The organism is Thioclava electrotropha, assembly GCF_002085925.2.
Taxonomy (GTDB): domain Bacteria; phylum Pseudomonadota; class Alphaproteobacteria; order Rhodobacterales; family Rhodobacteraceae; genus Thioclava; species Thioclava electrotropha.
This window is the reverse complement of the sequence record NZ_CP053562.1, coordinates 2,998,384-3,025,364: the sequence shown is the minus strand read 5'-3', so window position 1 is coordinate 3,025,364 and position 26,981 is coordinate 2,998,384. Positions and strand designations below refer to the sequence as shown.

Here is a 26,981-nt window from a genome sequence, read left to right as displayed (position 1 = left end):
GGTGCAGATATGAAATCCGGATTTCTCGCCAAGAACCCCTCCGTCTTGTGGTTCCTTCTGGTCCTTGCGGTCTTCACGCTGGGCGTCACCTTCCTCTCCCATGCCTACGGGCCGGGGGCGATCTCGACCTCGATGGTCAAGACGCTGGGCAAGACGCTGTGCCTGTGCCTGATCGCCATCGCGATGGATCTGGTCTGGGGCTATACGGGCATTCTCTCGCTCGGCCATTTCGCCTTCTTCGGGCTGGGCGGCTACATGATCGGCATGTGGCTCATGTATGAGCGCACCCGCGACATCGTGCTGAAATCTGCAGGCGAGTTCCCGATGACCCCGCAGGAGGTCAATGACGCCATCGGCACGCAGATTTTCGGCGTGGTCGGCGGGTCCGATTTGCCCGCGATCTGGACCTTCGCGGGCAATCTGCCGATGCAACTGCTGTTCGTGGTGCTGGTGCCGGGACTGCTGGCGCTGATCTTCGGCTGGCTCGCGTTTCGCTCGCGCGTGACGGGCGTGTATCTGTCGATCCTGACGCAGGCGATGACGCTGGCGCTGTCGCTCTACCTGTTCCAGAACGAGAGCGGGCTGCGCGGCAATAACGGTCTTTCGGGCCTGCAGAATATTCCGGGCGTAAGCGCCGGGCAGGATCATCTGTCGATCTGGTTCCTCTGGGCCTCGGCTCTGGCGCTGGGTCTGGGCTATATCGCCGCGTCGCTGATCGTCTCGGGCAAGTTCGGCTCGGTTATTCGCGGCATTCGCGACGACGAGGCGCGGGTGCGCTTCCTTGGCTACTCGGTCGAGGGTTACAAGTTGTTCGTCTTCACTCTGACGGCGGTGATCGCGGCCATTGCGGGGGCGCTTTATTATCCGCAGGCGGGGATCATCAACCCGGGCGAGATGGCGCCCATCGCGTCGATCTACCTCGCGGTCTGGGTCGCGATCGGTGGGCGCGGGCGGCTCTATGGCGCGGTGATGGGGGCGGCCTTCGTCTCCATCGTCTCGAGCTGGTTTACCGGCGGCCGCGTGCCCGATCTGCCGCTGGGTTTCTACACGATCGACTGGGTCGATTGGTGGCAGGTGCTGCTGGGGCTCGCCTTCGTGCTGGTGACCTTGTTCGCGCCGAAGGGACTGTCGGGGCTGATCGACCTGTTCGAGGGCATTCGCCGCCCGAACCGCCATGGCGCGCCGCTCGGGCCGGATAAGGGCTCCTTCCGGGAAGAGGAGGCGCAGGAATGAATGTCGCGATCAAACCGGGGGCAGGGGCGCAGACCCTGCTGGAGGTCTCGGGCATCTCCGTCAGCTTCGACGGGTTCAAGGCGATCAACAATCTCAGCTTCAATATCGGCCCGACCGAGCTGCGCGCCGTGATCGGGCCGAACGGGGCGGGCAAGACGACCTTCATGGATATCGTGACCGGCAAGACCCGGCCCGATGAGGGCTCAGTGCTGTGGGGGGAAAGCTCGACCAACCTGCTGCGGCTCAACGAGGCGAAGATCGCGCGGATCGGGATCGGGCGGAAATTCCAGAAGCCCACCGTGTTCGAGGATCAGACCGTCACCGAGAACTTGATGATGGCGCTGAAGGCCAATCGCAGCCCCTTCGCGGTGCTGGGCTGGAAAGCCGGCGATGCGGATCGCGCGCGGGTCGAAGAGATCGCAGCGCAGGTGGGCCTCGCCGATCAACTGCCGCGCAAATCGGGCGAGCTGAGCCACGGGCAGAAGCAATGGCTCGAGATCGGGATGCTCTTGGCGCAGGAGCCGAAGCTGCTGCTGGTCGATGAACCCGCCGCGGGGATGACCTTGGCAGAGCGCGAGCAAACGACTGCGCTGCTGGTCGATCTGGCGCGCGATCATGCCGTGGTCGTGGTCGAGCACGATATGGAATTCGTGCGCCGTCTGAACTGCAAGGTGACGGTGCTGCATGAGGGGTCGGTTCTGGCGGAAGGCTCGCTTGACCATGTGACCGCCGACAAACGCGTGATCGAGGTGTATCTTGGCCGCTGATCTGACAAAACCCGCGATGCTGAAGACCGAGGGGCTGACGCTCCATTACGGGGGCAGCCAGATTCTGCACGGAATCGACATGGTGGCCCGCGCGGGCGAGGTGACCTGCATCATGGGCACCAACGGGGTGGGCAAGACCTCGCTGTTGAAGGCGATCTCGGGGACGCATCTGCGCTCGGGCGGGTCTGTCACGCTCGATGGTGCCGAGATGGGCCGCGTGCCGCCGCAGGCGATGGCGAAGGCGGGGCTGGGCTATGTGCCGCAGGGCCGAATGATCTTCCCGCTGCTGACGGTGCGCGAGAACATGGAGACGGCTTTCGCCTGCCTGCCGAAATCCGAGCATGTCATTCCGGATGAGATCTACGAGCTCTTCCCGATCCTGAAGGACTTCCTCAATCGCCGGGGCGGGGACCTCTCGGGCGGGCAGCAGCAGCAATTGGCGATTGCCCGCGCTATGCTGATGAAGCCGAAGCTGCTGCTCCTGGATGAGCCCACCGAGGGCATCCAGCCCAACATCATCCAGCAGATCGGGCGGGTGATCTCCTACCTGCGCGAGAAGGGCGATATGGCGATCGTGCTGGTCGAGCAGTATTTCGACTTCGCGCATGATCTGGGCGATAGCTTCTACGTGCTCAAGCGCGGCGCGGTCGCGATGGAGGGACGAAAGAGATCCTGACGCGTGAGGCATTGCGCGAGGTTGTGAGCGTCTGAGGCAGACGGCGCAGCCCGCTCCGCGCCTTCGCGAGGTTCGTGCCTCATCGCTATCCGTTGCCTGAACACGGCTGCGAGACCCTGTCTTTTATCTAATTGCCCGACTCGCCCCTTTAGGCGCATCCTTTCCGCAAGGTCAGGTCTGTTTGGACGTAAGGCCGGACCTCAGGGAGAGACGCGCCGGGAGGGGCGCGTCTGTTAGGGAGGGGGAAACCCATGAAACGCGTTCTTATTCTGGCCGCGCTTGGCGCGCTGGCCAGCTCTTCGGCTGTTGTTGCTCAGGAGGTTTCGGTGGAGCGGGGCAAACTGGTCTCGATCATCTCGGGATGCCACGACTGCCACACGGCCGGTTACAACGAGTCCGGCGGCAAGATCGACCCGGAAGCGGCGCTCAAAGGCGTACCGCTTGGCTGGCAGGGGCCGTGGGGGACGACCTACGCGGTCAATTTGCGCCTCGAGATCAAGGACATGGACGAGGACGGTTTCGTGGAATACGCGAAGACCTTCGACGCCAAGCCGCCGATGCCGTTCTACAACGTGCATGCAATGCCCGAGAGCGATCTGCGCTCGCTTTACCAGTACATCAAATCGCTCGGGGAACCGGGGGAGCCGATGCCCGAGGCCTTGCCGCCGGGGGAGGCCCCGACGACGCCCTATATCGTGATGGCGCCGCCGATGATGCCGAACTAGGGCGGAGCGGTTTGCACAATCGGCCCGAATGATCGGCATCAATTCCGAGATCCGCACGCAGCTGCTATCCTGTCTGGAGAGGAGGCGTGATGATCCGAGCCATCGTCATAGGGCTTGCACTGTTATGTCCGGCAGCGGTCGGGGCCTGTCCCGCGCCGCTGCCTATGTCTGTGCCCGATGCGGTGACGGAAGCGCTCGCCGCGTGGATCGAGGCGCATAGCGACTACACGGTGCCGGAGGGCGCGCCTGCGATCTTCATGTGCCAAAGCGGGGAGGTCATCACCTATGAGGGGCACGACCTTCTGGTCGATTCCGATCTGCGCGCGGCCTATGATCTGGTGGAGGATCGAATCTTCCTCGTCGGGCCGTGGTCCGAAGACGATCCGATGCAGCTTTCCTCGCTCCTGCATGAGTTGATCCACCGCGCTCAGTTTCATGCGCGCGACTGGCCCTGTCCGGCGGCGGCCGAGCCGGAGGCCTACCGTTTGCAGGAGGCGTGGCTGGCCGAGCGGGGAATCGATCCGGGCTTTGAATGGGTCGAGATTTACCTGCATGCGCGCTGTCCCTCGGACCGTCATCCGTAGAACGCGCATCGCGAGATCGCAAAAGGTTCCCAAGATTACATTCCTGTAAGCGGATTGTTGCCAACCCGCTGATGCGCGGCGAAATTCTCCTTCGGTGAAGAGGGTATTCGAGGCTATGGAGGAGGTAACGAAGACGCAACAATTCGACATCGACAGTGATCGCCCATGCTCTCTATCTCTGACCTTGCGGGCCGCGCGGCCCCCCTCTCGCTTGTTTTGATCGCGGCGCTGACCGTCTCGGCCTGTACCCCGACCACCGGCGACCGGATGGGCTTTGCCAGCGCGCGGGATCAGGCGGGTGCGGTCAATCTCGAACGTCGCGCCTATGCGGTCGAAGTGGCCAAGCAGATGCGCGCCAAGCGCCAGCGTGTCTGGTGTGTGCCGTTTGCGCGCAACGCCTCGGGGATCGACATTCGCGGCAATGCCAAGACGTGGTGGTCGCAGGCCAAGGGGCTCTATGCGCGCGGTCATCAGCCGAAGGTCGGTGCGGTGATGGCGTTCTCGGCGACCGGTCGCAATCCGCTGGGTCATATCGCGGTGGTGTCGGGCGTCGACTCGCCGCGTCAGATTCGCGTCGATCACGCGAATTGGGAGCGTAACAAGGTGTCGCTCGACATGGTCGTGGTGGATGTCTCCGAGAAGAATGACTGGAGCCGCGTGCGCGTCATGAGCAATCCCGGCGCGCTGGGCCGCGTCTATCCGATCACCGGGTTCATCTCGAAAGGCTGAGGCCGGAGCGGGCTGAAACGAGGGCTCAGCCCTCGCTGGTCAGCCGCTCGGCCTTCTTGCGCACCAGCACGCTGCGCAGGTCGTGCATCGTCAGCAACAGCGTATCCGTGATCTCTTCGAGCTGCGCGTCGGTCGCCTTCGACTGCGCCCATTGCGCGACGAGATTGAGGTGATCGACCGCGCGCAGAATGTCGTCGACATCGCGCTGGGCGAGCACCTCGCGGCGATGCGCCATCCACGCCTCGATCTCGGCGCGGTCTTCCTCGGTCAGAACCCTGTCGCCCTGCGGTTTGATCTCGCCGTTGCGGATGTTGATATTGGCGATCGGGTCCATCTCGATCCGGCGCTGACGGTTCTCGGTATCGATGCGAAACACCGTCGCGCCGTTTTCCTTCACCCGGAAATAATACTCGGGCAAGTCAGTCATTCGCCAGTCTCCCTCGGCCGTTCCGCCTTATGACAGCCCTTCGCAGAAGGCCTTGATCCGGGCGCAGGCCTCGTTCAGGGCCGCGTCCGATGTAGCGTAGCTGATGCGGAAATTCGGTGAAAGCCCGAAGGCCGCGCCGAAGACCACGGCGACGTTGTTTTCCTCCAGCAGCGCATTGGCGAAATCTTCGTCGCTCTCGATCTTGCGCCCGCCAGCGGAGGTCTTTCCGATGCAGTCCTTGATCGAGGGGTAGACGTAGAACGCGCCCTCGGGCGTCGGGCAGGAGAGGCCGGGGCAGGCGTTGAGCCCGGCCACCACCAGATCGCGCCGCCGCTTGAAGGCGGTGCGGAAGGTGTCGATGAAATCCTGCGGGCCGTTCAGCGCCTCGACGGCGGCCCATTGCGAGATCGAGCAGGGGTTCGAAGTGGACTGGCTCTGCACCTTGCGCATCGCCGCGATCAGCTCTTTCGGGCCGGCCGCATAGCCGATCCGCCAGCCGGTCATCGCATAGGCCTTGGAGACGCCGTTGACCGTCAGCGTGCGATCATAGAGCGCGGGCTCGACCTGCGCGGGCGTGGTGAATTCGAACCCGTCGAAGGTGAGATGTTCATACATGTCGTCGGTCATCACCCAGACATGCGGGTGGCGCATCAGTACCTCGGTCAGCGCCTTCAATTCTTCGCGCGAATAGGCAGCACCCGAGGGGTTCGAGGGCGAGTTGAAGAGGAACCACTTGGTGTTCGGCGTGATCGCGGTTGCCAGCGCCTCGGGGCTGATCTTGTAGCCCATCGCGGGATCGCCCTGAACGAAGACGGGCGTGCCGCCGCCGATCAGCACCATATCCGGGTAGCTGACCCAGTAGGGGGTCGGGATCACCACCTCGTCGCCGGGATTGAGCGTCGCCATCAGCGCGTTGAACAGCACCTGCTTGCCGCCGGAGGAGACAGAGACCTGCTCGGGGGTGTAGTTGAGGCCGTTTTCGCGGGCGAACTTGGCGCAGATCGCCTGTTTCAGCTCGGCGATGCCGTCGACGGCGGTGTATTTGGTTTTGCCTGCGTCGATCGCGGCTTTCGCGGCGTCCTTGATCGACTCGGGCGTGTCGAAATCGGGCTCGCCCGCCGAAAGACCGATCACATCGCGGCCTTCGGCGCGCAATTCGGCCACCTTCCCGGTCATCGCGACCGTCGGCGAAGGTTTCACCCGTGCAAGCGTGTCGGAAAGGAATGCCATCGCGTCGCCCTTGATTTGTAACTCGTTCGGCAAACTTCTAGGCTCGGCACCAGAAGCGTTCAAGCGAAAGCGGGAGAGAGACATGGTCGACGATTGGTATGGCGAGGCGAGCGCAACGTTCGGCGACCGGCTTGCGGGCGCGCGCGAAGCGGCAGGGTTGAGCCAGGAGGATCTGGCAACGCAGCTGGGCGTCCGGCTCGAGACGCTGCAGGCTTGGGAAGAAGACGTGCTGGAGCCGCGCGCGAACCGGCTGCAGATGCTGTCGGGGATGCTCAACGTGACGCTGATGTGGCTGCTGACCGGATCGGGCGAGGGGCTTGACGGCCCGCCCGAACAGGGAGAAGACGCAAAGGCGGAACGCGCCCTCGTGCGCGAAATCCGGGAAGTGCGGTCCGGGCTCGAAGATCTCGATGTGCGGCTGGCACGGCTGGAGAAGCGCTTGGTGGCAGGAGAGAGTTGATGACAGAGACGCGAGAGGCGCGGCTGAAACGGATGAAGATGCGCAGCTGGCGGCGCGGGATCAAGGAAATGGACTTGATCCTTGGGCCTTACGCCGATGCGTGCCTGCCCGATCTGGATGCCGCCACTCTCGATCTCTATGACGAGCTTCTCGAAGAGAATGATCAGGACCTGTATCCGTGGGTCTCGGGCGCACAGCCTTGCCCGCCGAAATACCTCGAATTGCTGTCCGTAATCGGCCAATTCGCCCGCGAACGGCACATTACGAAAACCTGAAAACGGCGCGGAAGCCCCGGATTTCATAGGGTTTTGCGCGAATTTTCGGAGAATTCGGGCCGCTTAACGGTATCTTTGTCATTTCCCGCCACTGTCTTGCGTCAGGGGCAGCGAAACTGGCGGAGAATGCTATGACCGTGCAGAAATCTGCAAGCGACATGACGCCCGTCCCGGCGACGCCGGGGCTGATGGCGGGATACTTGGACAGCCTTTCGCTGCTGGAGCGGCTGCACCGCTTGCTGCTCGACGTCATCAAGGACGAGTTCGAGCGGCTAGGCATCCTCGAGATCAACCCGGTGCAGGCGCTTTTGCTGTTCAACGTGGGCGAGAACGAGGTGACCGCGGGGGAGCTGAAGACCCGCGGCTATTATCAGGGCTCGAACGTCTCCTACAATCTCAAGAAGCTGGTGGAGGCGGGCTACATGCACCATCAGCGCTGCGAGATCGACCGACGCTCGGTGCGGGTGCGCCTGACCGCGAAGGGGCGCGAACTGCGCGAGAATGTGGCGACCCTGTTCGAGCGCCACGCCTGCGGGATGGAGACGCGCGGCGTCATCACCTTCGACGCGATGGAGGAGATGAACCACACCCTGCGCCGGATGGAGCGCTACTGGACCGACCAGATCCGCTATATCTACTGAGCCTCTGCTTCAATCGCATCTGCGCGATGACGCCCGGTTCTCCTTGCCGCAACGGCGTGGGGCGTGCTTCCTTGCCGTGACGATATGCGGCGAGGGGACGCGCGATGAAACAGCTTGGACAAAAGGCGATGCGGGGGGCGATCCGGGTGGGCATGGCGGCGGCGCTGCCGATTGCGGGGCTCGCATGGTGGAAGCGTGACGAGATCGCGCGGCTGCGCGCGGTGAACCGGCTGTTCGAACCCGACCGGATCGTCGGCAATTTCTCCAACATGCCCGCGCTGTTTCATTCGCGCGAGATCGCGCGTGGCGACGGGCCGGTGTCGGACTTGCCGCGCGGCGCGGAGGAGGCGCTGCCCGAGGGCGTCGAGGATTGGATCGACCGGCGGTGGGTCACCGCGCTGGTGAAGCTGCGCCATGGTCAGATCACCCATGAACGCTATTTCCGCGGCACCGCACCCGAAGATCTGCGCATCTCCTGGTCGATGGCGAAGAGCTTCCTCTCGGCCACGTTGGGCATCCTGCACCATCAGGGCGTGATCCCCGATCTCGACGCGCCGCTCACCCGCTTTACGCCGCAGCTGAAGGGCTCGGGCTATGAGGGCGTGACGATCCGCGACGCGCTGGTGATGTCCTCGGGGGTGGCCTTCAACGAGGACTATCTGGATTTCCATTCGGATATCAACAAGATGGGCCGGGTTCTCGCGATGGGCCGGTCGATGGACGCCTTCGCCGCCTCGCTCAAGATCCGCGAGGCGGAGCCGGGCGCGCGGATGCTCTATGTCTCGATCGACACGCATGTTCTGGGCATGGTGATCGCCGGCGCGACCGGGGCCGATCCGGCGGAGGTGATGGGAGAGCTGCTGATCGCGCCGATGGGGCTGGAGGCCGCGCCGGTGATGCTAACCGACGGGCTGGGCGTCAGCTTCGTCCTTGGCGGGCTGAACCTGCGGACGCGGGACTATGCCCGTTTCGGTCAGATGTTCCTGCAAAAGGGCTTCTGGAACGGGCGCCAGATCGTGCCCGAGGACTGGGTTGCGAAATCGACCGCGCTGCAGGCGCCGAAGGGCGAGGGCTACGGCTATCAATGGTGGGTGCCGGTCGACACTGCGGAGCACGGCGGCGACTATTTCGCACGCGGCATCTATGGCCAGCATATCTATGTCAGCCCTGCGACCGACACGGTGATCGCGATCAACGCTGCCGACTGGCGTTTCAAGGAGGAGGGCGTCGAGGAGGAAAACCTTGCCATGTTGCGCCGCATCGCAGAGGTTTCCTGACAGGGAGGGCCGCGCGATGCAGATGTATGAGGCGATCAATGTGCTGGGCGGAACCTTGCAGCCCTGTTCGCTCAAGCCCCGCACCGGGTTCTTCCGCGATGGCAGCTGCAACACCTGCTGGGAGGATAGCGGCTCGCATACGGTCTGCGCGGTGATGACGGCGGAATTTCTCGCCTTCTCGAAATATCTTGGCAACGACCTGAGCACGCCGCGCCCGGAATATGATTTTCCGGGGCTGAAGCCGGGCGACCAATGGTGCCTGTGCGCCTCGCGCTTTTTGCAGGCGGTGCAGGAGGGCTGCGCGCCCGAGGTGATGCTGGCTTCGACCCATCGCGATGCGCTGCGGGTGGTGCCGTTCAAGATGCTGGCCGATCATGCGGCCGAGAAGAAGGGCGGGAAGGGCTGAGGCTCAGCCTGTCGCGCCGCCTACGGGCACCCAGAGCACATCCTCGATCTTCGGCGCGCCGGTGGCGAGCATCACCAGCCGGTCGAAGCCAAGCGCGATGCCGGACGCCTCGGGCATGATCTCGAGCGCGGTGAGGAAATCTTCGTCGATCGGGTAACGCTCGCCATAGAGTTCTTCCTTCAGATCCATGTCGCCCTCGAAGCGGCGGCGCTGTTCGGCCGGATCGGTCAGCTCGCCGAAGCCGTTCGCGAGTTCGACCCCGCAGGCGTAAAGCTCGAACCGTTCGGCTACGCGGCCGTCATCCGGGGCAGGGCGGGCCAGCGCGGCCTCGGCCAGCGGGTAGCGATCCAGAATCGTCGCGCGGCCGTGGCCCAGATGCGGCTCGACCTTCGCGACCAGCAGTTTCGAGACGATGTCCGACCAGCTATCCGCCTCGGCCACTGCAAAGCCGATCGCCTCGGATTGCAGGCGCAGGGCTTCCGCGTCGGTCTCGGCCCCGTCGCAGGTGGCGAGCAGGTCGATCCCGGCATGGCGCTGGAAGGCGTCAGCGACCGACAGTCGTTCGGGTTCGGCTAAGGGGTCGCATTCGGCGGTGCCATAGCGCAGCACCGACGATCCCGCGGCCTCGGCTGCCAGCCGTAGCATCGCCGCGCAATCGGCCATCAGCGCGGTATAGTCTTCGCCCGCGCGATACCATTCCAGCATGGTGAATTCGGGCGAATGGCGCTTGCCTGCCTCGCGGTTGCGCCAAACATGGGCGAAGGCGGCGATGCGCGGCTCACCCGCCGCCAGAAGTTTCTTCATCGCGAATTCGGGCGAGGTGTGCAGATACATCCGCCGCGCCGCGCCGTCATTGCCGATCATCTCGGTGGCGAAGGCGTGCAGATGCGCCTCGTTGCCGGGCGAGACCTGCAGCGCGCAGGGATCGACCTCGACGAAATCCTCTGTCGCGAGCCAGCCGCGGATCGCGGCCTGAATGCGGTTGCGCGCGAGAAGGGCGGGGCGGCGGTCGGCGTGGCGCTCGGGCGTCCAGAACGGGGGCATGACAGGCCTTTCAGGCTGGAAATCGGGGCGCAAATGGTTTAGGCGACCAGCAACCCGGGCGCCAGAGCCTGTTTCATCCGAATTCAAAGGGGTCCTTTCATGGCGAAAGTCATCGCTTCCTCTGTCCGCAAGGGCAACGTGCTTGAAATCGACGACAAGCTTTACGTCGTGATCACCGCGCAGAACATCCATCCCGGCAAGGGCACGCCTGTCACGCAGGTAGACATGCGCCGCATCTCGGACGGCACGAAGGTGTCGGAGCGCTGGCGCACGACCGAGCAGGTCGAACGCGCCCATGTCGAAGAGCGCGAGTACGATTTCCTGTACGAGGATGGCGAAGGCTATCACTTCATGGACCCCGAGACCTATGAGCAGCTCGCGGTGCAGGATGACGTGATCGGCGACGCGAAAGTGTTCCTGCGCGACGGTATCCGCGTTCACCTCAAGACCTTCCAGGAGAACGCGATCGCAATCGACCTGCCGCAGAAGGTCACCGTCGAAGTCGAAGAGACCGAGCCGGTCGTGAAGGGTCAGACCGCGTCGTCGAGCTACAAGCCCTCGATCTGCACCGGTGGGATTCGCGTGATGGTGCCGCCGCATATCGGCGTGGGCACGCGCATCGTGATCAACACCGAAGACACCACGTACGTGGAGCGCGCGAAGGACTGATCCTCGCCGCGATTTGATAGAAAAGGCGCCCTGCGGGGCGCCTTTTTTGTTTGCGAATGGGGTGTGTGGGTCAGGCGGGGTGTTGCTTGGGGCGCGCAGGCCAGACCTCCAGCAGCCCGGCGCCCAGCACCAGCGCGCCGCCTGCGATTTCCAGCGCAGCGAGCTGTTCGCCCGCGATCAGCGCGGCGGAGACCGCGCCGACGAGCACCTCGCTCATCAGCAATATCCCGATCCGCGCCGGTTCGAGCCGCACGGTCGCCCACATAAGCCCGGCCGTCGCTGCGCCCCACCAGAACACCCCGGCGGCACCGATCAGCCCAACCGACGCCGCCCAATCGACCCCGTTTGCGGGCAGCGGCGCAAGGAACGGTGCGAGGCAAAGTGCGGTAAGGGCCGCGCCTGCCGCGAAGACGAAGGTGGCGGGGCCGGGCGAAAGCGTCGATCTGGTGCGCATCCCCGTGGTCGCGACCGACCAGATCACGCCGCCTACAAGCGTCATCCATTCGCCCAAGCTGCTGGGTAGCGGCAGGCCACCGCTCGCGCCCAGCATCAGGCCGAGCCCCGACAGGCCGATCACGATCGCGGCCAGTCGCAGCCGTGAGACCGGCCAGCCCAGCACGAACCGCCCGATCAGCACCGACCAGACCGGGGTGAGGAACCACAGCAGGATCACCAGCGCGACGCGGCCGTAGAGAAAGCCGATCGAATAGAGCGCGAAGGCCGCCCCGCCGAGCGCGACCGAGATCAGCGCGGCTGGTGTGGCGGCGGCGAGTTCATCGCGTTTAGCCCAAGCGACGGGCGCCATCGCCACGCAGGCGACCAGGGTGATCGCAACCGTGCCCCAGGCGCCCGCCAGACCATGTCCGTCCAACGCGCGCACCGGGAGCCAATAAAGCCCCCAGAGCGCGCCCGTGATCAGCGTGATCGCGCTGGCGATGAGGGTGACACGGGCCTCGCTCACCCTTTGATCCGTTCGACCCACGCTTCGAGGGCTGCAAGCGACTCGGGTTCGTCGAGGAAGGGGATATGGGCGCGGTCGGCGACGCGCGCATAGATCATGTCCGGGCGGCGGCGCTGCATCTCGTCCACCGTGGCGTCGCTCAGCAGATCGGAATTCGCGCCGTGGGTCAGGACGATCGGCAGCCCTTCGGTGGCCTCGAAGAGCGGCCAGGCTGGCTCCACGCCGCCCTTGAAGGCGCCGAGGAAGGCATCGCGCAGGGCCGGGTCGTAATTGATCTTCAACCCGTCATCGGTCTCGACGTAATGGTGGCGGACCTCCATCGCCCAGCGATTGGGCGGCACCTTGTCGAAACCGATCATCGCCTCGGGCAGCTTTTCAGCCATTTCCGCATAGCTCTTCGCCGCCGGGTTGCGCCCGATATAGTCGAAGATCTTGTTCAGCCCCTTCTCGTCAAGGACAGGTCCGACATCGTTCAGCGCGAGCCCGGTCATGCGCTCTTTCGCGGTCAGCGCGAGATACATCCCCACGAGCCCGCCGCGCGACGTGCCGAGGATCGCGGCCTTCTCGATTCCCAGATGATCGAGCAGTTGCAGCGCATCCGCCGCTTCGCGTGGCACGGTATAGGTGGCTTCACCGGTCCAGTCGCTCTCGCCGCGGCCGCGATAGTCCATGCAGATCAGCCGCACGTCCTTGAGATGCGGGGCGACGTAGTCGAAGTCGCGGGTGTTTCGCGTCAGCCCGGACAGGGCCAAGACCGGCACGCCGCTGCCACTGTCGCGATACGCGATCTTCGCGCCATCATCCGCGGTAAAGAATTCCATTACGCCGCTCCTCTCTGGATTGCTGACCTGTCAGCGATCATAGTGCGTTAGAGGGAGATCGCCATGGCTGACACGCTGGAAAGATTACACGAAAGACTGAGTGCGCTCGAAGACGAAATCGAAGCGGAATGGGAGCGCAGGCGCGAGGCGATGGCGTTCCGGCTCGATCACAACCGGGTGGTGTTCGAGGCGGGCGTGCGAGATGCGCATCGGCAGGCGCGGGTGGGGCTGTTGCGCTTCCTGTCCTATGCGCGCCCGATGGTCATTCTGACCGCCCCGGTGATCTATTCGCTGATCGTGCCCTTCGTGCTTCTCGACCTCTTCGTAAGCCTCTATCAGGCGATCTGTTTTCCGATCTACCGCATCGCCAAGGTGAAGCGCTCCGATCATATCGTGGTCGACCGTCAGCATCTGGCCTATCTCAACGCGCTGCAGAAGCTGAACTGCGTCTATTGCGGTTATTGCAACGGACTTCTGAGCTATGCCTACGAGATCGCCGCGCGGACCGAGCAATATTGGTGCCCGATCAAGCACGCGCATCGGGTGAAGGGGCCGCATCTGCGCTACCGCGATTTCGTGGAATACACGGATGCGGAAGGGTTTCAGGCGCAGACGATGCGGTTGCGGCGCGCGCTGCGCGAGATGGACGAGTGAGCGCCTCTCAGAGGTGGTCGGGCACCGCGCGCAGGTCCGTCAGGATCGCCGCGGGTTTGTAGGGCAGGCGCTCGACCGGGGCGCCCGCGCGGTTGACCCAAAGGACGTGGAAGCCCGCCTTGGCCGCGCCTGCCGCATCCCAGCCATTCGACGAGACGAAACAGGTATGCTCAGGATCGACGCCCATCTTCTGCGCGATCATGTCGTAGACGGCGGCGCGGGGTTTGTAGTGGCCGATCTCGTGGATCGAGAGCACCTCGTCGAGCAGATGCCCCACGCCCGCCGCATGGACCGCAGCCCCCAGCATGTCCGGCGCGCCGTTCGACAGGATCGCACGCCCCACACCGCGATGATGCAGCGCGTCGAGCATCTCGGGCACTTCGGGGAAGGCGGGCAATTCACGGTAAAGCGCCATCAGCCGCTCGGCCAGATCGGGATCGTCGAGATTCTGTGCGGCCATCGCCCAATCGAGCCCGTCGCGGGTCAGCTGCCAGAAATCGACGTAATCGCCCATCACCTCGCGCAGCCAGCTATATTCCAGCTGCTTGCGGCGCCAATCGGCGGCAAGGCGCGGCCAGATCTCGGTCAGACGCGGCTCCTCGGCGGCCAGATTGCGCGCGGCGGCGTCGACGTCGAAGAGCGTGCCGTAGGCGTCGAAGACGCAAAGCTGAATGGACATGATATTTCCTCCCGAGCCACACCCTAGCGTCGGCGGGGCCGGGTGCAAGGGTCAGTAGATCTCGCGCGAGGCTTGCGTCGCGGCGGCGAGCCCTTCGGCCAGACGCTCGGCAAAGCCATTGTCGCGCAGCGTGGTGAGGCCCTTGGCCGTCGTTCCCGCGTAGTCGATCATCTCCTGCACATGAGCCTTAGGCGTCGGGCCCTCGGCCATCATCTGCCCGGCGGAGAGGAACAGTTGTCGCACCGCGCGATCGGCGATCTCGGGCGGGACGCCCTGATCCTCGGCATGACGCGCCATCGCAGCGGCGCAGGCGGCGACGAAGCCCGGCACCGGGCCGGTCATGGCGGTAAAGAGGTCGATCTGGGCCTCGTCGTGCAGCTCGTCCGTCTGCCCGCAGGCCTCGAAGAGAGCGCGGGTGCGCGCGCGGTCGTCTTCGGTCACGGCATCGCTCGCGAACCATGGGCTATAGGCGAGGCCCTTTGCTGCCGCCGGGCTCGACATGGCGCGGATCACGCGGGGGCTGGCGCTGATGCGGGTGAGCTCGGAGAGCGGCACGCCCGCCATGACGGAGATCACCAGCTTGTCTTTCGCATCGATCCTGAGGTCCCGGGCAGCGGCGGGCGGCACGCAGAGGATCACCACGTCGCATGCGTCCGTCAGCGCCTGCGGGTCGGTCAGGACGTTCTCCGGCGGGAAGCCGTCAATGTCAGGCCGCGCGCCGGAGCGGTTGGCCATCAGGAGCGATTTCGGCTCCGCGCGCCAGAGCGCCTCGGCAATCGCTGCGCCGAGCATCCCTGAGCCGATGATGCCGATAGAGAAATCGAGTGCCATGCGCGCCTCCCTGCGTGTTCGGGAAAGCCTAACGCGGGGCAGGGGATGGGGAAGGGAGGAATGGGTAGCAGGGCGCGCGGCGGCCCGTGGGGTGGCGCACCATGACTTCGGGGCTGGGCACTTTAGCCCAGCCACATTCTTCGCTTGTTTGAGCGGTGTGCGCGGGGGGCAATGCGCCAGCCCGTCGGGACGGGCCGGCGCGCGCCCTGCGGCTTCGCCGCGTTCCGGGCGCGGATCGTGCGCGCGAAGCTTCTTACAGGTTCTCCGCCGCGGGCATACCCATGACGTGATAGCCGCTATCGACCGAGATGATCTCGCCGGAGGTGCACGCACCGTACTCCGAGAGCAGATAGACAGCCGTGCCGCCGATCGCTTCCAGCGTCGCGTTATGGCGCAGCGGCGAATTGTGCTCCGTGTGGCGGAAGGTCTTGCGCGCGCCGCCGATCGCAGCACCGGCCAGCGTCTTCATCGGGCCGGGCGAGATCGCGTTCACGCGGATGCCGTCGGGGCCCAGATCGGCTGCCAGATAGCGCACTGCCGATTCCAGCGCCGCTTTCGCCACGCCCATCACGTTGTAATAGGGCGTCACGCGTTGTGAGCCCATATAGGTCAGCGTGATCATCGAGCCGCCTTCGTTCATCAGTTCCGAGGCACGCTTGGCCACGTCGATGAAGCTGTAGCAGGAGATCGTCAGCGAGTTCTTGAAGTTCTCGCGGGTGGTGTTGATGAACCGGCCCGCGAGTTCGGATTTGTCGGAATAGGCGATGGCGTGCACGACGAAATCGATCGAACCCCATTCCTCTTTCAGCTTGGCGAAGGCGGCGTCCATCGAGGCGTCGTCATTCACGTCCACATCCAGCAGGAATTTCGAGCCCACGCTCTCGGCCAGCGGTTCGACCCGCTTGCCGAAGGCTTCGCCCTGATAGGAGAACGCAAGCTCCGCGCCTTGCTCGGCCAGTGCCTTTGCGATCCCCCAAGCGATTGAGCGCTCGTTGGCGACCCCCATCACGAGGCCGCGCTTACCCTTCATCAGTTCCGCCATTCCCGTCCCTGCCGCCGTTTCTGTCGCCGTTTGTTCTTGCCGTTAGTCTCGATACTTGCTCATCACGAGCGACGCGTTGGTGCCGCCGAAGCCGAAGCTGTTCGACAGGACCGAGTCGAACTCGACATTGTCGATCCGCTCCATCGCGATCTCTTCGGGTTTGATCTCCGGGTCGAGCTCGGTGATGTTGGCCGAGGCCGTGATGAAGTTGTTTTCCATCATCAAGAGCGAATAGATCGCCTCATGCACGCCGGTCGCGCCGAGCGAGTGCCCGGTGAGCGATTTGGTCGAGGAGATCTTCGGCACGTTTTCCTCGCCGAAGACGCGGCGCACGGCCTGCACTTCGGTCACGTCGCCTGCGGGCGTCGAGGTGCCATGCGCATTGATGTAGGAGATCTTGCGGCCTTCGGGCAGGGTGCCGACCGCGAGCTTCATCGACCGCTCGCCGCCTTCGCCCGACGGCGCCACCATGTCGTGGCCGTCCGAGGTCGCGCCGTAGCCGGTGACTTCCGCGTAGATTTTCGCGCCGCGCGCCTTGGCGTGCTCGAGCTCTTCCAGCACGACGACACCGCCGCCGCCCGCGATAACGAACCCGTCGCGGGTCGCGTCGAAAGCGCGCGAGGCCAGCTCGGGCGTGTCGTTATATTTCGACGACATCGCGCCCATCGCGTCGAAGAGGCAGCTCAGCGTCCAGTCCAGTTCCTCGCCGCCGCCGGCGAAGACGATGTCCTGCTTGCCCATCTGGATCAGTTCGGTGCCGTTGCCGATGCAATGCGCCGAGGTCGAGCAGGCCGAGGTGATCGAGTAGTTCACGCCCTTGATCTTGAACGGCGTGGCCAGACAGGCCGAGTTCGTCGAACTCATGCAGCGGGTGACCATGAACGGTCCCATCCGCTTGGGCGAACCCTTCTCCATGACGATGCGATGCGCCTCGAAGAAGTTCGAGGTGGACGGACCGCCCGAGCCCATGATCAGGCCGCTGCGCGGGTTCGAGATGTCGCTCTCTTCGAGACCGCTATCGGCCAGAGCCTGCTCCATCGCGATGAAGTTATAGGCCGCGCCCGGACCCATGAAGCGCAGGTTGCGCTTGTCGATATGGTCCTCGAGCGTGATCTTCGGCTGGCCTTTGACCTGGCTGCGGAAGCCGCGCTCGGCGTAATCTTCGGCGAATACGATGCCGGATTTGCCGGCTTTCAGGCTGGCGGTGACTTCTTCGGCATTGTTGCCGATGGGCGAGACGATGCCCAAACCGGTGATGACGACGCGGCGCATGCGGGCCTCCTGTCTTGTCTGTCTATGGGGGTCAGCTCTCGGAGAGCGCGACCTTCATGTCCTTGACCTCGTAGATCACGTCACCGTCGGCCTCGACGATCCCGTCGGCGACACCCATGGTCAGGCGACGGGTCTGAATGGCCTTGGTGAAATCGACCTTGTAGGTCAGCATTTTACGATCCGGGCGGACCATGCCGGTGAGCTTAACCTCGCCCACGCCAAGCGCATAGCCGCGACCCTGCCAGCCACGCCAGCCCAGATTGAAGCCGGTCAGCTGCCACAGGCCATCGAGACCGAGGCAGCCGGGCATGATCGGATTGCCGGGGAAATGGCATTCGAAGAACCACAGGTCCGGGGTGATGTCGAACTCGGCGACCACATGACCCTTGCCGTGCTTGCCGCCATCGCCCGAGATGTCGGTGATGCGATCCATCATCAGCATCGGCGGCGCCGGAAGCTGTGCATTGCCGGGGCCAAACAGCTCCCCGCGTGCACATTTCAGAAGATCTTCTTTCCCGAAGCTCGTCGGAAACCCAGCCATCGGCGCTCCTTCCCGGTTTTGGCGTGCTTTTGCATCCCTCTATCACCGCGTGGCCGCGTGGCGCAAGGGCGACGGTGACAGGCCGCGCCCCTGCGCGGTTGCATTGAAACCTGAGTGGAAAAGTCTCATATAGGTACCGAGGAGACATGACATGGCTGTGACGAATTCGACCGAACAGCGCCGCGGGCAGGACTGGCTGAGCCGTGGCGGGCTGCGCCCCACCCGTCAGCGACTGGCGCTGGCCACATTGCTCGTGGGCGATGGGGAAAATCGTCATGTCACGGCCGAAAGCCTCTATGCCGCTGCGTGTGACGCAGGGGAGAAGGTCTCGCTCGCCACCGTCTACAACACGCTCAAGGCGTTCTGCGATGCCGGGCTGATGCATGAGATAACGGTGGATGGCGCGCGCAGCTATTTCGACACGCGCATGGACGACCACCCGCATTTCTTCTGGGAAGACGACAACCGTCTGTCGGATGCCCCGGCCGAGGAACTGAAACTCGCCTCGATCCCGCAGGCTCCTGAGGGCGCCGAGATCACCCGCGTCGACGTGGTAATCCGTGTTCGCAAGGCGTAAGCTGCCCTTCTTCCAATTGCCCTAAATATCCCGGGGTGAATGGCCGTAGGCCAAAGGGGCAGAGCCCCTAAAACCTCACGGCAGGATCGCGAGCCAGCCCCAGATCGTCAGAATCGACAGCGCCGTCGCGATCAGCACAGCCGAGGCCGCGACCCTGCGCGCCACCCCGTAGATATTCGCGAAGAGATAGGCGTTGACCCCCGGCGCCATCGCCGCCGTCAGCGTGGCGGAACGCAGCGCGGACGTGTCCACCTTGAAGGCGAAATGCGCGAGGCCATAGGTGATCGCCGGATGCAGCAGCAACGACAGGCCGGTGACCATCGCGATCGCCTTCGCGTCGCCCTCGGGACGATAGCGATAGAGCACGCCACCCAGCCCGAACAGGGCCGCAGGCAGCGCAGCGCGCGCCATCATATCCATCCCCTCGCGGATCGGATGGGGCAGGGGCTGGCCGGTCAGCGTGGTGAGGATTTTGATCGCAAAGCCCGTCAGGATGCCGATCACCAGCGGCGTCCGCAGCACGCCGATGAGAGCGTTGAGCCCGACACGCCCGAGCGAGGTGCCGGTGCCCGACGAGCGCACCATCTCCATCGCGAGGATGCCGATCGTATAAAGGAAGGGCGAGTGCACCGAGATGATCGCGAAATTGCCCGACAGCGCATCGGTGCCGTAAGCGCGCTCGGTGATCGGCACGCCCAGCAGCAGCGAATTCGAGAACAGGCAGGCAAAGCCGATGGCGACGCTCTCAGGGCCGTTGCGGCCTATCATGCGCGCTCCGGTGATGCCGATGGCGAAAGAGATCAGTGCGCCTGAGTAGAACGCGGCCATCATCGCCCAGTTATAGCTCTGCGTCAGGTCGAGATTGGCAATCGAGCGCGCCAGCAGCACCGGCACCGCGAAGTTCTGCGCAAAGCGCATCAGCCCGTCGACCGCGCCTTCGGAGAACAGCCCGCGCCAGGCCACGACATAGCCGAAGCCGATGACGAGGAAGACCGGCAGGATGACGTCGATCAGAACACTCATCAGAGGCCGAAATCCAGAACCATCCCGTCATGGGCAGGACGAATGTGATCCGGCGTTTCCTCGGCGACCGTGTCGTGGTCGAGGTCGATATGCATGTTGGTCAGCACCGCGCTCGCGGGCTGCGCACGCTCGATCCATTCCAGCGCGCGGGCCAGATGCGCATGCGTGGGGTGCGGCGTGCGGCGCAGCGCGTCGAGCACCCAGCAATCCAGACCGTCGAGATGTTTCCACGCCTCTTCGGGGATGTCCGAGACGTCCGGCAGATAGGCCAGCCCGCCGATCCGGAAGCCGAGCGCGTCGATATTGCCGTGCTCGACCCGGAAGGGCTGAAACTCGATCGAGCCGCCCGCGCCGGTGATCTGGAAGGGCCGCTCGCGATGGATCGATTTCAGCTCGCAGATCGGTTTGTAATTGCTGTCCGAGGGCTGGACGAAGGCATAGGCGAAGCGGTCGAGCAGGGCGGCCTCGGTGTCGGAATCGGCCCAGACGGGCAGGCGGGTGCGCATGTTGAAGACGATCTGGCGCAGATCGTCGAGCCCGTGGACGTGATCGGCATGGCTGTGGGTGTAGACCACCGCATCCAGCTCGCCCACGCCCGCGGTCAGCAGCTGCTGGCGCATGTCGGGCGTGGTGTCGATCAGCACCCGCGTGGTGCCCGATTGCGAGACCCGCTCGACCAGCATCGAACAGCGCAGCCGATGGTTCTTCGGGTTCGCCGGGTCGCACTCGCCCCAATTGTTGCCAAGGCGCGGCACGCCCCCCGAGGAGCCGCAGCCGAGGATCGTGAAGCGCATCCGACTCATGCAGCGATGCTCCCCCGCTCGCCATGCTCGGCGGCTTTCCAGAACAGGCGGTCGAAATTGGCCTGCGTCGCGGCGGCGAATTCCTCGAGCGGCAAGCCGAAGACATCGGCGCCGACTTTCGCGGTGTGGGCCGTGTAGGCGGGCTCGTTGCGCTTGCCGCGATAGGGCGGCGGCGCGAGATAGGGGCTGTCGGTTTCCACGAGGATCCGCTCGAGCGGCGCGGCGGCGAAGATGTCGCGCACTTCCTGACTTTTCGGGAAGGTCGCGATGCCGGACATCGACAGGTAAAAGCCCAGATCGACCGAGACCTGCGCGAGGCGCGGCCCAGACGAATAGCAATGCATGACGCAGGAATAGGGCTTGGCTTTCATCCCCTCGGTCAGGATCGCTTCCATGTCCTCGTCGGCATCGCGCGAATGGATGATCAGCGGCAGGCCGGTTTCCTGCGCGGCCTCGATATGCAGGCGAAGCGAGGTTTTCTGCACCTCGGCGCTCTCGGCGGTGTAGTGATAATCGAGCCCGGTCTCGCCGATGCCGACAAATTTCGGGTGTTTCGCCAGCGCCACCAGCTCGTCCACCGTGGCCATCGGCTCTTCGGCCACGCTCATCGGATGCGTGCCTGCGGCGTAGAAGACGCCGCGATGCGCCTCGGCGATGGCCCGCACGGAGGGCTCGTTCTTCAGCTTGGTGCAGATCGTCACCATCCGCGTCACTCCGGCGGCGTTCGCGCGTGCGATGATATCATCGCGCTCACCGTCGAAATCGGGGAAATCGAGATGGCAATGGCTGTCTGTGATCTCGGGCGGGAGGGTCAAAATCGGCTCCTTTCGCGCCGCATCAGGAGGCGGCGGCTGTGATCTCCAAAACGATATCCATCACGAGCGCGGCAGGGTCAAGGTTGACCGCCCGACCGTGGGCGGCGCGTGCGCCCATGCTCTGATGGAGGGCAGCCCATTTCATCGCTGCCTGATCGTCAGGCGACAATCGTGCGAGAAGCTGCGCCTCGCCGGGGGCTGCCTCGGGATGGGGCGGGCCCATCACGCCCGCGCGCGCGGCACGCGACAGAAACAGGTCGATCAGGTTCAGCACGAGGATGAAGCGGTTCTCGTTCGCCTTGCCGACACAGCTTTCGGCCAGCGCCAGCGCGCCCAGCCGGTCGAGCCGGGGCAGGGTGCCCATCAGATCGACGAGCTTGGCATAGGTCGTCATGCCGTCCTGATTGATCAGCCGGATCGCGGCGCCCACGGAGCCACCCGACAGCGCGGCCAGCGCGTGGTGGTCGAGATCCGGCGGCTCGCCCTCCTCCTCGGCGGCGGCGATGGCGGCTTCCATCTGATCGGGCGTGAGCGTGCCCAGCCGCAATTCGCGACAGCGCGAGCGGATCGTCGGCAGGAGCCGCGCGGGCTGATGCGCGATCAGCAGGAAGGTGACGCGCGGCGGCGGCTCTTCGAGCAGTTTCAGCACCGCGTTGGCGGCCTGGGTGTTCATCTCGTCGGCGGCGTCAATGATCACCACGCGCCGTCCGCCCTCGGCAGCAGACAGATGCAGGAAGGAGCGCAGCTTGCGCACCTCATCGACGCGAATGTCCTGCGACAGCGCGGATTCGGTGGCGTTCGCGCCGCGTTTGAGCACGAAGATGCCCGGCTCCGATCCGGCGTGGATACGGCTGAGCGCCGGGTGGTTCGGATCGGGATCGAGGCTGGTGGGCTGTTCCGGCTCGCCGAACAGGCCGGGGCCGTCATCCTCGGGCCGCGTCATCAGGAAGCGCGTGATCCGCCAAGCCAGCGTCGCCTTGCCCACGCCGCGCGGTCCGGTCAGCAGCCAGCCGTGATGCAGCCGCCCCATGTTGAACGCGTCGAGGAAGTCCTCTTCGGCCCGCGTCTGACCGACCAGACGCAGCGTGTCGCGCGGGTGTCGCGCACCGGGCGCAAGGGTCGGATCGGGAAGGTCGGCGAGGCTCATGGCGGCACTCTAGTTGCGCGCGCGGGCGGTTTCCAGCGGGGTTTTTGCGGAAGGCTGTTGGCGCGGGGCGATCAGCCCCGGGCCGCGCCGGTCCGGCGATTAGTTCTGCAGTTCCGCCTGCACGGCGCTTAGCACATCGGCGGCAATCGCATCGGCCTCGCGCGCGCCGTCGATCACGCGGAAGCGGGGCGCGAATTCTTTTGCCAGCGACAGGAAACCCGCGCGCATCTTTTCCTGCAGACCGACGCCGAAATCCTCGAACCGCTCTTCGGTGCCTTGCCGCCCCTTGGCGCGCGACAGCCCCACAGCGGGGTCGATGTCGATCAGCACGGTCAGGTCCGGCTCGCGCCCGATCATCAGGGCGTGCAGCTGATCGACCACCGCGCGCAGATCGCCGCGCGAGAGGCCCTGATACATCCGCGTGGAATCCGCGAAACGGTCGCAGATCACCACCTTGCCTGCGGCGAGCGCTGGTTCGATCACGCGCTCCAGATGGTCGCGGCGGGCGGCGGTGAACAGAAGGATCTCGGTCTCCGCGGACCAGCGGTCGGGATCGCCCTCAAGCACCAGACGGCGGATTTCCTCGGCCCCCGGAGAGCCGCCGGGTTCGCGCGTCAGAACGACCTCGCGCCCCGCGTCCCGCAGGGTTTCGGCCAGCATCCGCGCCTGTGTGGATTTACCCGATCCGTCGATCCCCTCGAAGCTGATGAACATGCGCGCTTAGCTGTTCACCCGTTCCATCGCCGCCTCGAACGCCTTGCCCGACAGCCGCGCCAGCGCCGCTTTCACGCGCACGACAAAGCCGCCTTTCTTGACGTCCTCGGTGGCGACGAGCGGCACTTCGTTGGCATTGTCGAGTCCCGGCACGGTGATCACCAGTTTGCCGACTTCTTGACCCTGCTTGATCGGAGCCTGCAGCGGTCCTTTGAACACGGCCTCGGCGGTCACCTTGTCCTTCGAACCCGCGGGAACCAGCAGCGACAGATCGGTTTTCGGCGCAAGGCCGACGGTGGATTTGCCGCCCAGCCAGACCGGCGCTTCGGCAAGCTGGGTGCCCGCCTTCGCCACGTCCTTCATCACGAACTGACGGAAGGCCCAGTTCGCGACCGCTTCGCCTTCGGACCGGCGCGACTGCTCGGAGGGCATGCCTGCCAGCACGAAGACGATGCGGCGCTCGCCCATCACGGCGGAGCCCACGAGGCCGTAGCCCGCTTCCTGCGTGTGGCCGGTCTTCATGCCATCGGCCTTCCAGTCGGCGGCGCGGATGTCCAGCAGAGGATTGCGGTTCTCGGCATTGGCCGGGGCGCGGTCCTTGTAGTTGAAGTGGGTCTCGCTGAAGAAGTGATAATATTGCGGGAAATGGGTGATGATCCGGCTCGCGACGATGCCGAGATCATGAACCGACATGCGTTGACCCGGGTCGGGCCAGCCGTTCGAGTTGGCGAACATCGAGTTCTTCATGCCCAGCTCATGCGCGCGCTCGGTCATCAGATCGGCGAAGGAGGACTCGGAGCCCGCAAGCCCCTCGGCCACCACGACGCAGGCGTCGTTGCCCGAGTTGATGATGATGCCCTGGATCAGATCGCGCACGGTGGGGCGGTCGGTCGTATTGAGAAACATCGTCGAGCCGCCCATCGACTGCGCATGTTCCGAGACCGGAAAAGTCGTGTCCATCGTGACCCGGCCATCTTCGAGCGCCTCGAACAGCAGATCGAGCGTCATCAGCTTCGACATCGACGCCGGGGGCAGCGGGATGTCCGCGTTCTTCGCCATCAAGACGGTCTTGGTCGACAGGTCATAGACCCAAGCCGCATGGGCCTTGGTGTCGAAGGCGGCGGCGGGCAGGGCGAACAGGCAGGCTGCAAGCGTGGCGGCGATCTGGCGAATGAAGGTCATTTCTTCTGCGTAGTCCTATTTCGAGACGGGGTAGGCGTCGGGATAGCCCAGCCCGTGAATTTTGGTCTTGAGCGCGTCGAGGTCGGATTTCGTGGGCGCAGGGCCCGCGATCACGCGCCAGAAGGTCTTGGAGTGGCTCTGTTCCTTCTTGATCTCGGCGATCACGCCCGCCTTGGCCATCTGGCTCTGGGCGCGTTTCGCATTCGCCTCGACGGAGAAGATGCCGATCTGGATATAGCCTGCGCCGGTGCTCATTTTCGGCGTGCTCGGCTGCGGAGTTGCCGCAGCTACCGGGGCTGCGGGGGCGGGCGCCGGGGCAGGGGCCGCACCGATTGCGGGCTTGGCGGGTTTCGCCGTGGGTTTCGGCGTGCCTTGGGCCTTCGCGATCCCGGCCGCCGCGGTCGATGTCACCTCGTCGAGCGACTTCTGTTCCACCTCTTCAGGTGCCGCGATCACCGGCTTGTCGACGAGCGGCGCGGGCTTGTCTTCCTTGACCGGCACCGTCTCGCGGCGCAGCGCCACGACGGAGAGCTCGGTCGGCGCGCCCGCCAGCAGCCCCAGCGCATCGGCCGCATCCGAGCTGACCTGCAGCTTCGGGCCGGGATTGTCGGTCTCGCGCTTGAACAGCGCACCGATGACGAATTTGCCGTTCGACGGGTTGCGGATGATCACCCGCTCGGGGTCTTTCACGTTCGGATGCGCGACCCAGACGCCGCCCAGCGAGGGGCGCCCGTCCCAGAGGCCCTTTTCGTCGACCGAGAAGACCTGCGGCGCTTCGACGTCGCGCTCGATCATCTTCTGGCCGTTTTCGGTGACGGTTTCGGCGTCGCCGGGGTTCGCGGTCTCGTCCGCAGGCTTCTTCTTGAACATCCCGAACGGGGAGCCGCCGCTTTCCTGACAGCCTGCCAGCGCGATCCCCGCGCCCAGCATCAGGGCAAAGCCCGTCACCCGCTTGCGCGTCATCTTCTTCTGCTCAGTCATCCTGTGCCCCTTTTCGCGCGGTTTGCCCGCCTCTTGCCTGCGCGTCTGCACCGCTTGCGCCATGCGTTACGCGCGATCCTAGCGATTTGCAGAGCCCGTGAAAAGCTGCCCCAACGCCCACGCGCGGAAATCGGCGCGCAAGACTTTCAGAATCGCGTGAAGCGGTCTAAGCGAAGCCGGTCGGAGGAGTGGCAGAGTGGTTTAATGCACCGGTCTTGAAAACCGACGTAGGTGAAAGCCTACCGTGGGTTCGAATCCCACCTCCTCCGCCATATGCTGCAAGCGTTGAATCTGCGTAGACAGTTGTTTTCTCAGGAGAAATAATGAAATTGGCGCGAACGGCGCAGGTCGTCTATGCCGATTTGCTGCACATTTTGCTGCACAAGCTGCTGCACATTTGCGGTTGTTGAGGGTTGTGACGGGAGAGATCCGTGATGTCGATAATGGCTAGGGGCAAAGGGGAAAAGCTCTACCTCGTGAAGCGTGTTCCAACGAAATATGCGTCGGTCGAAAGCCGTAAGACGGTTTGGATTTCTCTTGATACGGACTCGAAGTCTGTTGCCGGGGAGAGGGGTGGAGCCGCGTGGAGACAGCAGGTCTCGGAATGGGAAGCATTGCTTGCCTGCGGAGGTGCCAATTCGGAACTGAAGCTAGACGCAGCTCGAACGTTAGCGGGATCTAAGGGGTTCGACTATTTGTCCTCGAAAGATCTGCTCGCCGGACCCGTGTCTGATATCATCGCGCGTGTTGAAGCGATTTCGATGAAAGGGCGAAAGACGAGAGCGCAGGAAGGTCGCGCTCTGCTGGGCACGTTGCCTGACCCAGGCCAAAAGGTTAGCCGCGCCCTGGAGCTTTTCTGGGAGCTTACGTCTGATGAGATGAGGGGGAAGAGCGAGGATCAAGTCCGTCGCGCTCGCAATCCGGTCATAAAGGCGGTGAAGAACTTCATTGAGGTTATAGGCGACAAGCCGATCCATGAGATTACTCGCGACGATATGCTCGACTTCCGTCAATGGTGGGCAGATAGGCTCGAGCGCGAAGGGTTAACCGCGAACTCCGCGAACAAGGATCTGACCTACCTTGGAAAGGTTCTCAAGCGTGTCAATGAACTCAAACGCTTGAAGCTTGATCTGCCGCTCGGTGGATTGAGTTTCAAAGAAGATGAGGCAGAGCTCAGGCCTCCATTTTCAAGCGATTGGATACGTAACAAGCTTCTCGCGAATGGCGCCCTCGCAGGGCTCAATGTCGAAGCTCGTTGCGTCCTTATCGGGATGATCAACACAGGCTATCGCCCGAGCGAAGGAGCGGCGCTTCTACCCCAGCACATTCGTTTGGAAGGTGCCGTCCCCTATGTGATGATCCGTCCCGAGGGGCGTCAGCTCAAGACGCGAAATGCCAAGCGAGATATTCCCCTCGCTGGAGTTAGCTTGGATGCGTTGCGCGAGTGTCGAAACGGATTTCCTCGATATCGAGATAAGCCTGGCCTGTCTGCGACGATCAACAAGTTCTTGCGAGAAAACGGATTACGAGAAACCGAAGACCATGTTCTCTACAGCCTTCGACACTCCTTTGAGGATCGCCTCTTGGCGGCTGGGGTGGATGAGCGTGTCCGCAGAGATCTTATGGGACACGCTCTAGACCGGGAGCGCTATGGTGCCGGTGCGTCCCTTGAGATGGCGCACACGATCATTCAGCGCGTGGCCTTCTGATCTTGCGCAAGCTGTCTCGCGCGTTCGAGCGCAGAGCAGTCAGAGTTCAAGCGCATGAGCTCGCTCTCAATGCGGATGAAGAAGGG

31 protein-coding genes, 1 tRNA gene and 1 pseudogene are annotated in these 26,981 nt (G+C 64.2%); 16 read left to right on the top strand and 17 right to left on the bottom strand.

The features are described from left to right. Positions 1-9: 9 nt before the first annotated feature. The 6 genes and pseudogenes from urtC (at position 10) to AKL02_RS14435 (ending at position 4,714) form a co-directional block, all read left to right on the top strand. Entirely contained in the window at positions 10-1,233 is a 1,224-nt protein-coding gene (gene urtC / locus AKL02_RS14460; protein WP_083079040.1) for an urea ABC transporter permease subunit UrtC, read from the top strand. Beyond that, positions 1,230-2,000: an urea ABC transporter ATP-binding protein UrtD gene (urtD, locus tag AKL02_RS14455; protein WP_078541842.1), complete on the top strand. Its 771-nt coding sequence runs from the start codon at positions 1,230-1,232 to the stop codon at positions 1,998-2,000. The genes urtC and urtD overlap by 4 nt, the downstream gene beginning before the upstream one ends. 16 nt (positions 2,001-2,016) lie before the next feature. Further along, positions 2,017-2,711: pseudogene (gene urtE, locus AKL02_RS14450) on the top strand (urea ABC transporter ATP-binding subunit UrtE). 216 nt (positions 2,712-2,927) lie between these two features. Next, entirely contained in the window at positions 2,928-3,401 is a 474-nt protein-coding gene (locus tag AKL02_RS14445) for a c-type cytochrome (RefSeq protein WP_083079041.1), read from the top strand. Between the two features lie 89 nt (positions 3,402-3,490). Then, positions 3,491-3,985, top strand: a complete 495-nt coding sequence (locus AKL02_RS14440) for a DUF6647 family protein (RefSeq protein WP_133051987.1) — start codon at positions 3,491-3,493, stop codon at positions 3,983-3,985. 165 nt (positions 3,986-4,150) lie between these two features. Next, a complete protein-coding gene (locus AKL02_RS14435; protein WP_078520252.1) occupies positions 4,151-4,714 on the top strand; it encodes a CHAP domain-containing protein in 564 nt (187 codons plus the stop codon). Positions 4,715-4,739: 25 nt separating this feature from the next. Here AKL02_RS14435 and AKL02_RS14430 read toward each other — a convergent pair whose 3' ends face one another. After that, complete coding sequence (locus AKL02_RS14430) at positions 4,740-5,141, bottom strand: hypothetical protein (RefSeq protein WP_083079043.1); 402 nt, start codon at positions 5,139-5,141, stop codon at positions 4,740-4,742. 27 nt (positions 5,142-5,168) lie between these two features. Continuing rightward, positions 5,169-6,371: a pyridoxal phosphate-dependent aminotransferase gene (locus AKL02_RS14425; protein WP_083079044.1), complete on the bottom strand. Its 1,203-nt coding sequence runs from the start codon at positions 6,369-6,371 to the stop codon at positions 5,169-5,171. 82 nt (positions 6,372-6,453) lie between these two features. On the opposite strand from AKL02_RS14425, the gene AKL02_RS14420 reads away from it, so the two are divergent. From AKL02_RS14420 to AKL02_RS14400, 5 genes are all read left to right on the top strand, one after another. After that, the gene (locus AKL02_RS14420) at positions 6,454-6,831 is read left to right on the top strand and encodes a helix-turn-helix domain-containing protein (RefSeq protein ID WP_078541836.1); all 378 of its coding nucleotides are present in this window, start codon (positions 6,454-6,456) and stop codon (positions 6,829-6,831) included. Further along, positions 6,831-7,106, top strand: a complete 276-nt coding sequence (locus AKL02_RS14415) for an FAD assembly factor SdhE (protein WP_078570124.1) — start codon at positions 6,831-6,833, stop codon at positions 7,104-7,106. The genes AKL02_RS14420 and AKL02_RS14415 overlap by 1 nt, the downstream gene beginning before the upstream one ends. A gap of 131 nt (positions 7,107-7,237) precedes the next feature. Beyond that, positions 7,238-7,747, top strand: coding sequence for a MarR family winged helix-turn-helix transcriptional regulator (locus AKL02_RS14410; protein ID WP_078520247.1), 510 nt, complete (start codon positions 7,238-7,240; stop codon positions 7,745-7,747). A 104-nt stretch (positions 7,748-7,851) separates the two neighbouring features. After that, positions 7,852-9,024 carry a serine hydrolase domain-containing protein gene (locus tag AKL02_RS14405; protein ID WP_108722416.1) on the top strand — a complete coding sequence of 391 codons (1,173 nt, stop codon included), beginning with the start codon at positions 7,852-7,854 and terminating at the stop codon, positions 9,022-9,024. A gap of 16 nt (positions 9,025-9,040) precedes the next feature. Next, entirely contained in the window at positions 9,041-9,430 is a 390-nt protein-coding gene (locus AKL02_RS14400) for a DUF2237 family protein (protein WP_078547997.1), read from the top strand. A 3-nt stretch (positions 9,431-9,433) separates the two neighbouring features. Here the strand turns inward: AKL02_RS14400 and epmA are convergent, their stop codons facing one another. Continuing rightward, on the bottom strand, positions 9,434-10,474 hold the full coding sequence (epmA, locus tag AKL02_RS14395) for an EF-P lysine aminoacylase EpmA (RefSeq protein ID WP_083079045.1): 1,041 nt from the start codon (positions 10,472-10,474) through the stop codon (positions 9,434-9,436). A 99-nt stretch (positions 10,475-10,573) separates the two neighbouring features. Here epmA and efp point away from each other — a divergent pair, with 99 nt between their 5' ends. Next, positions 10,574-11,143, top strand: coding sequence for an elongation factor P (gene efp / locus AKL02_RS14390; protein WP_078520244.1), 570 nt, complete (start codon positions 10,574-10,576; stop codon positions 11,141-11,143). Positions 11,144-11,213: 70 nt separating this feature from the next. Here the strand turns inward: efp and AKL02_RS14385 are convergent, their stop codons facing one another. Together AKL02_RS14385 and AKL02_RS14380 are read right to left on the bottom strand one after the other, a co-directional pair. Next, entirely contained in the window at positions 11,214-12,104 is an 891-nt protein-coding gene (locus AKL02_RS14385; protein WP_083079046.1) for a DMT family transporter, read from the bottom strand. Then, positions 12,101-12,925 carry an alpha/beta fold hydrolase gene (locus AKL02_RS14380; RefSeq protein WP_083079047.1) on the bottom strand — a complete coding sequence of 275 codons (825 nt, stop codon included), beginning with the start codon at positions 12,923-12,925 and terminating at the stop codon, positions 12,101-12,103. The genes AKL02_RS14385 and AKL02_RS14380 overlap by 4 nt, the downstream gene beginning before the upstream one ends. Before the next feature lie 63 nt (positions 12,926-12,988). Between AKL02_RS14380 and AKL02_RS14375 the strand changes: the two genes are divergently transcribed. Next, a complete protein-coding gene (locus tag AKL02_RS14375) occupies positions 12,989-13,579 on the top strand; it encodes a hypothetical protein (protein WP_083079048.1) in 591 nt (196 codons plus the stop codon). Positions 13,580-13,586: 7 nt separating this feature from the next. On the opposite strand, the gene AKL02_RS14370 is transcribed toward AKL02_RS14375, so the two are convergent. The 5 genes from AKL02_RS14370 to fabA form a co-directional block, all read right to left on the bottom strand. Further along, entirely contained in the window at positions 13,587-14,258 is a 672-nt protein-coding gene (locus tag AKL02_RS14370; protein ID WP_083079049.1) for a haloacid dehalogenase type II, read from the bottom strand. A 51-nt stretch (positions 14,259-14,309) separates the two neighbouring features. Beyond that, entirely contained in the window at positions 14,310-15,089 is a 780-nt protein-coding gene (locus tag AKL02_RS14365; RefSeq protein ID WP_083079050.1) for a pyrroline-5-carboxylate reductase family protein, read from the bottom strand. Between the two features lie 253 nt (positions 15,090-15,342). Continuing rightward, on the bottom strand, positions 15,343-16,131 hold the full coding sequence (locus AKL02_RS14360) for an enoyl-ACP reductase FabI (protein ID WP_078520238.1): 789 nt from the start codon (positions 16,129-16,131) through the stop codon (positions 15,343-15,345). A gap of 42 nt (positions 16,132-16,173) precedes the next feature. After that, the gene (gene fabB / locus AKL02_RS14355; protein WP_078520237.1) at positions 16,174-17,403 is read right to left on the bottom strand and encodes a beta-ketoacyl-ACP synthase I; all 1,230 of its coding nucleotides are present in this window, start codon (positions 17,401-17,403) and stop codon (positions 16,174-16,176) included. Positions 17,404-17,434: 31 nt separating this feature from the next. After that, positions 17,435-17,944, bottom strand: a complete 510-nt coding sequence (gene fabA / locus AKL02_RS14350; RefSeq protein ID WP_078520236.1) for a bifunctional 3-hydroxydecanoyl-ACP dehydratase/trans-2-decenoyl-ACP isomerase — start codon at positions 17,942-17,944, stop codon at positions 17,435-17,437. 151 nt (positions 17,945-18,095) lie between these two features. Between fabA and irrA the strand changes: the two genes are divergently transcribed. Further along, positions 18,096-18,521 (top strand): iron response transcriptional regulator IrrA, encoded by a 426-nt coding sequence (gene irrA, locus AKL02_RS14345; RefSeq protein ID WP_078520235.1) that lies wholly within the window; start codon positions 18,096-18,098, stop codon positions 18,519-18,521. 75 nt (positions 18,522-18,596) lie between these two features. Here irrA and AKL02_RS14340 read toward each other — a convergent pair whose 3' ends face one another. The 7 genes from AKL02_RS14340 to AKL02_RS14310 all read right to left on the bottom strand — a co-directional run bounded on the left by AKL02_RS14340 (position 18,597) and on the right by AKL02_RS14310 (position 25,186). Further along, a complete protein-coding gene (locus AKL02_RS14340; protein WP_083079051.1) occupies positions 18,597-19,544 on the bottom strand; it encodes an AEC family transporter in 948 nt (315 codons plus the stop codon). After that, on the bottom strand, positions 19,544-20,347 hold the full coding sequence (locus tag AKL02_RS14335) for an MBL fold metallo-hydrolase (RefSeq protein ID WP_083079052.1): 804 nt from the start codon (positions 20,345-20,347) through the stop codon (positions 19,544-19,546). The genes AKL02_RS14340 and AKL02_RS14335 overlap by 1 nt, the downstream gene beginning before the upstream one ends. Beyond that, a complete protein-coding gene (locus tag AKL02_RS14330; protein WP_083079053.1) occupies positions 20,344-21,162 on the bottom strand; it encodes a TatD family hydrolase in 819 nt (272 codons plus the stop codon). The genes AKL02_RS14335 and AKL02_RS14330 overlap by 4 nt, the downstream gene beginning before the upstream one ends. A gap of 22 nt (positions 21,163-21,184) precedes the next feature. Next, the gene (locus AKL02_RS14325; protein WP_083079054.1) at positions 21,185-22,309 is read right to left on the bottom strand and encodes a DNA polymerase III subunit delta'; all 1,125 of its coding nucleotides are present in this window, start codon (positions 22,307-22,309) and stop codon (positions 21,185-21,187) included. Positions 22,310-22,408: 99 nt separating this feature from the next. Further along, entirely contained in the window at positions 22,409-23,023 is a 615-nt protein-coding gene (tmk, locus tag AKL02_RS14320; protein ID WP_083079055.1) for a dTMP kinase, read from the bottom strand. Between the two features lie 6 nt (positions 23,024-23,029). After that, positions 23,030-24,205 carry a D-alanyl-D-alanine carboxypeptidase family protein gene (locus AKL02_RS14315; RefSeq protein WP_083079056.1) on the bottom strand — a complete coding sequence of 392 codons (1,176 nt, stop codon included), beginning with the start codon at positions 24,203-24,205 and terminating at the stop codon, positions 23,030-23,032. 15 nt (positions 24,206-24,220) lie between these two features. After that, positions 24,221-25,186, bottom strand: a complete 966-nt coding sequence (locus AKL02_RS14310) for an SPOR domain-containing protein (RefSeq protein ID WP_232621630.1) — start codon at positions 25,184-25,186, stop codon at positions 24,221-24,223. 182 nt (positions 25,187-25,368) lie between these two features. On the opposite strand from AKL02_RS14310, the gene AKL02_RS14305 reads away from it, so the two are divergent. Further along, positions 25,369-25,458, top strand: a tRNA-Ser gene (locus tag AKL02_RS14305). A gap of 162 nt (positions 25,459-25,620) precedes the next feature. Continuing rightward, entirely contained in the window at positions 25,621-26,895 is a 1,275-nt protein-coding gene (locus tag AKL02_RS14300) for a tyrosine-type recombinase/integrase (RefSeq protein ID WP_083080469.1), read from the top strand. Positions 26,896-26,981: the final 86 nt, after the last annotated feature.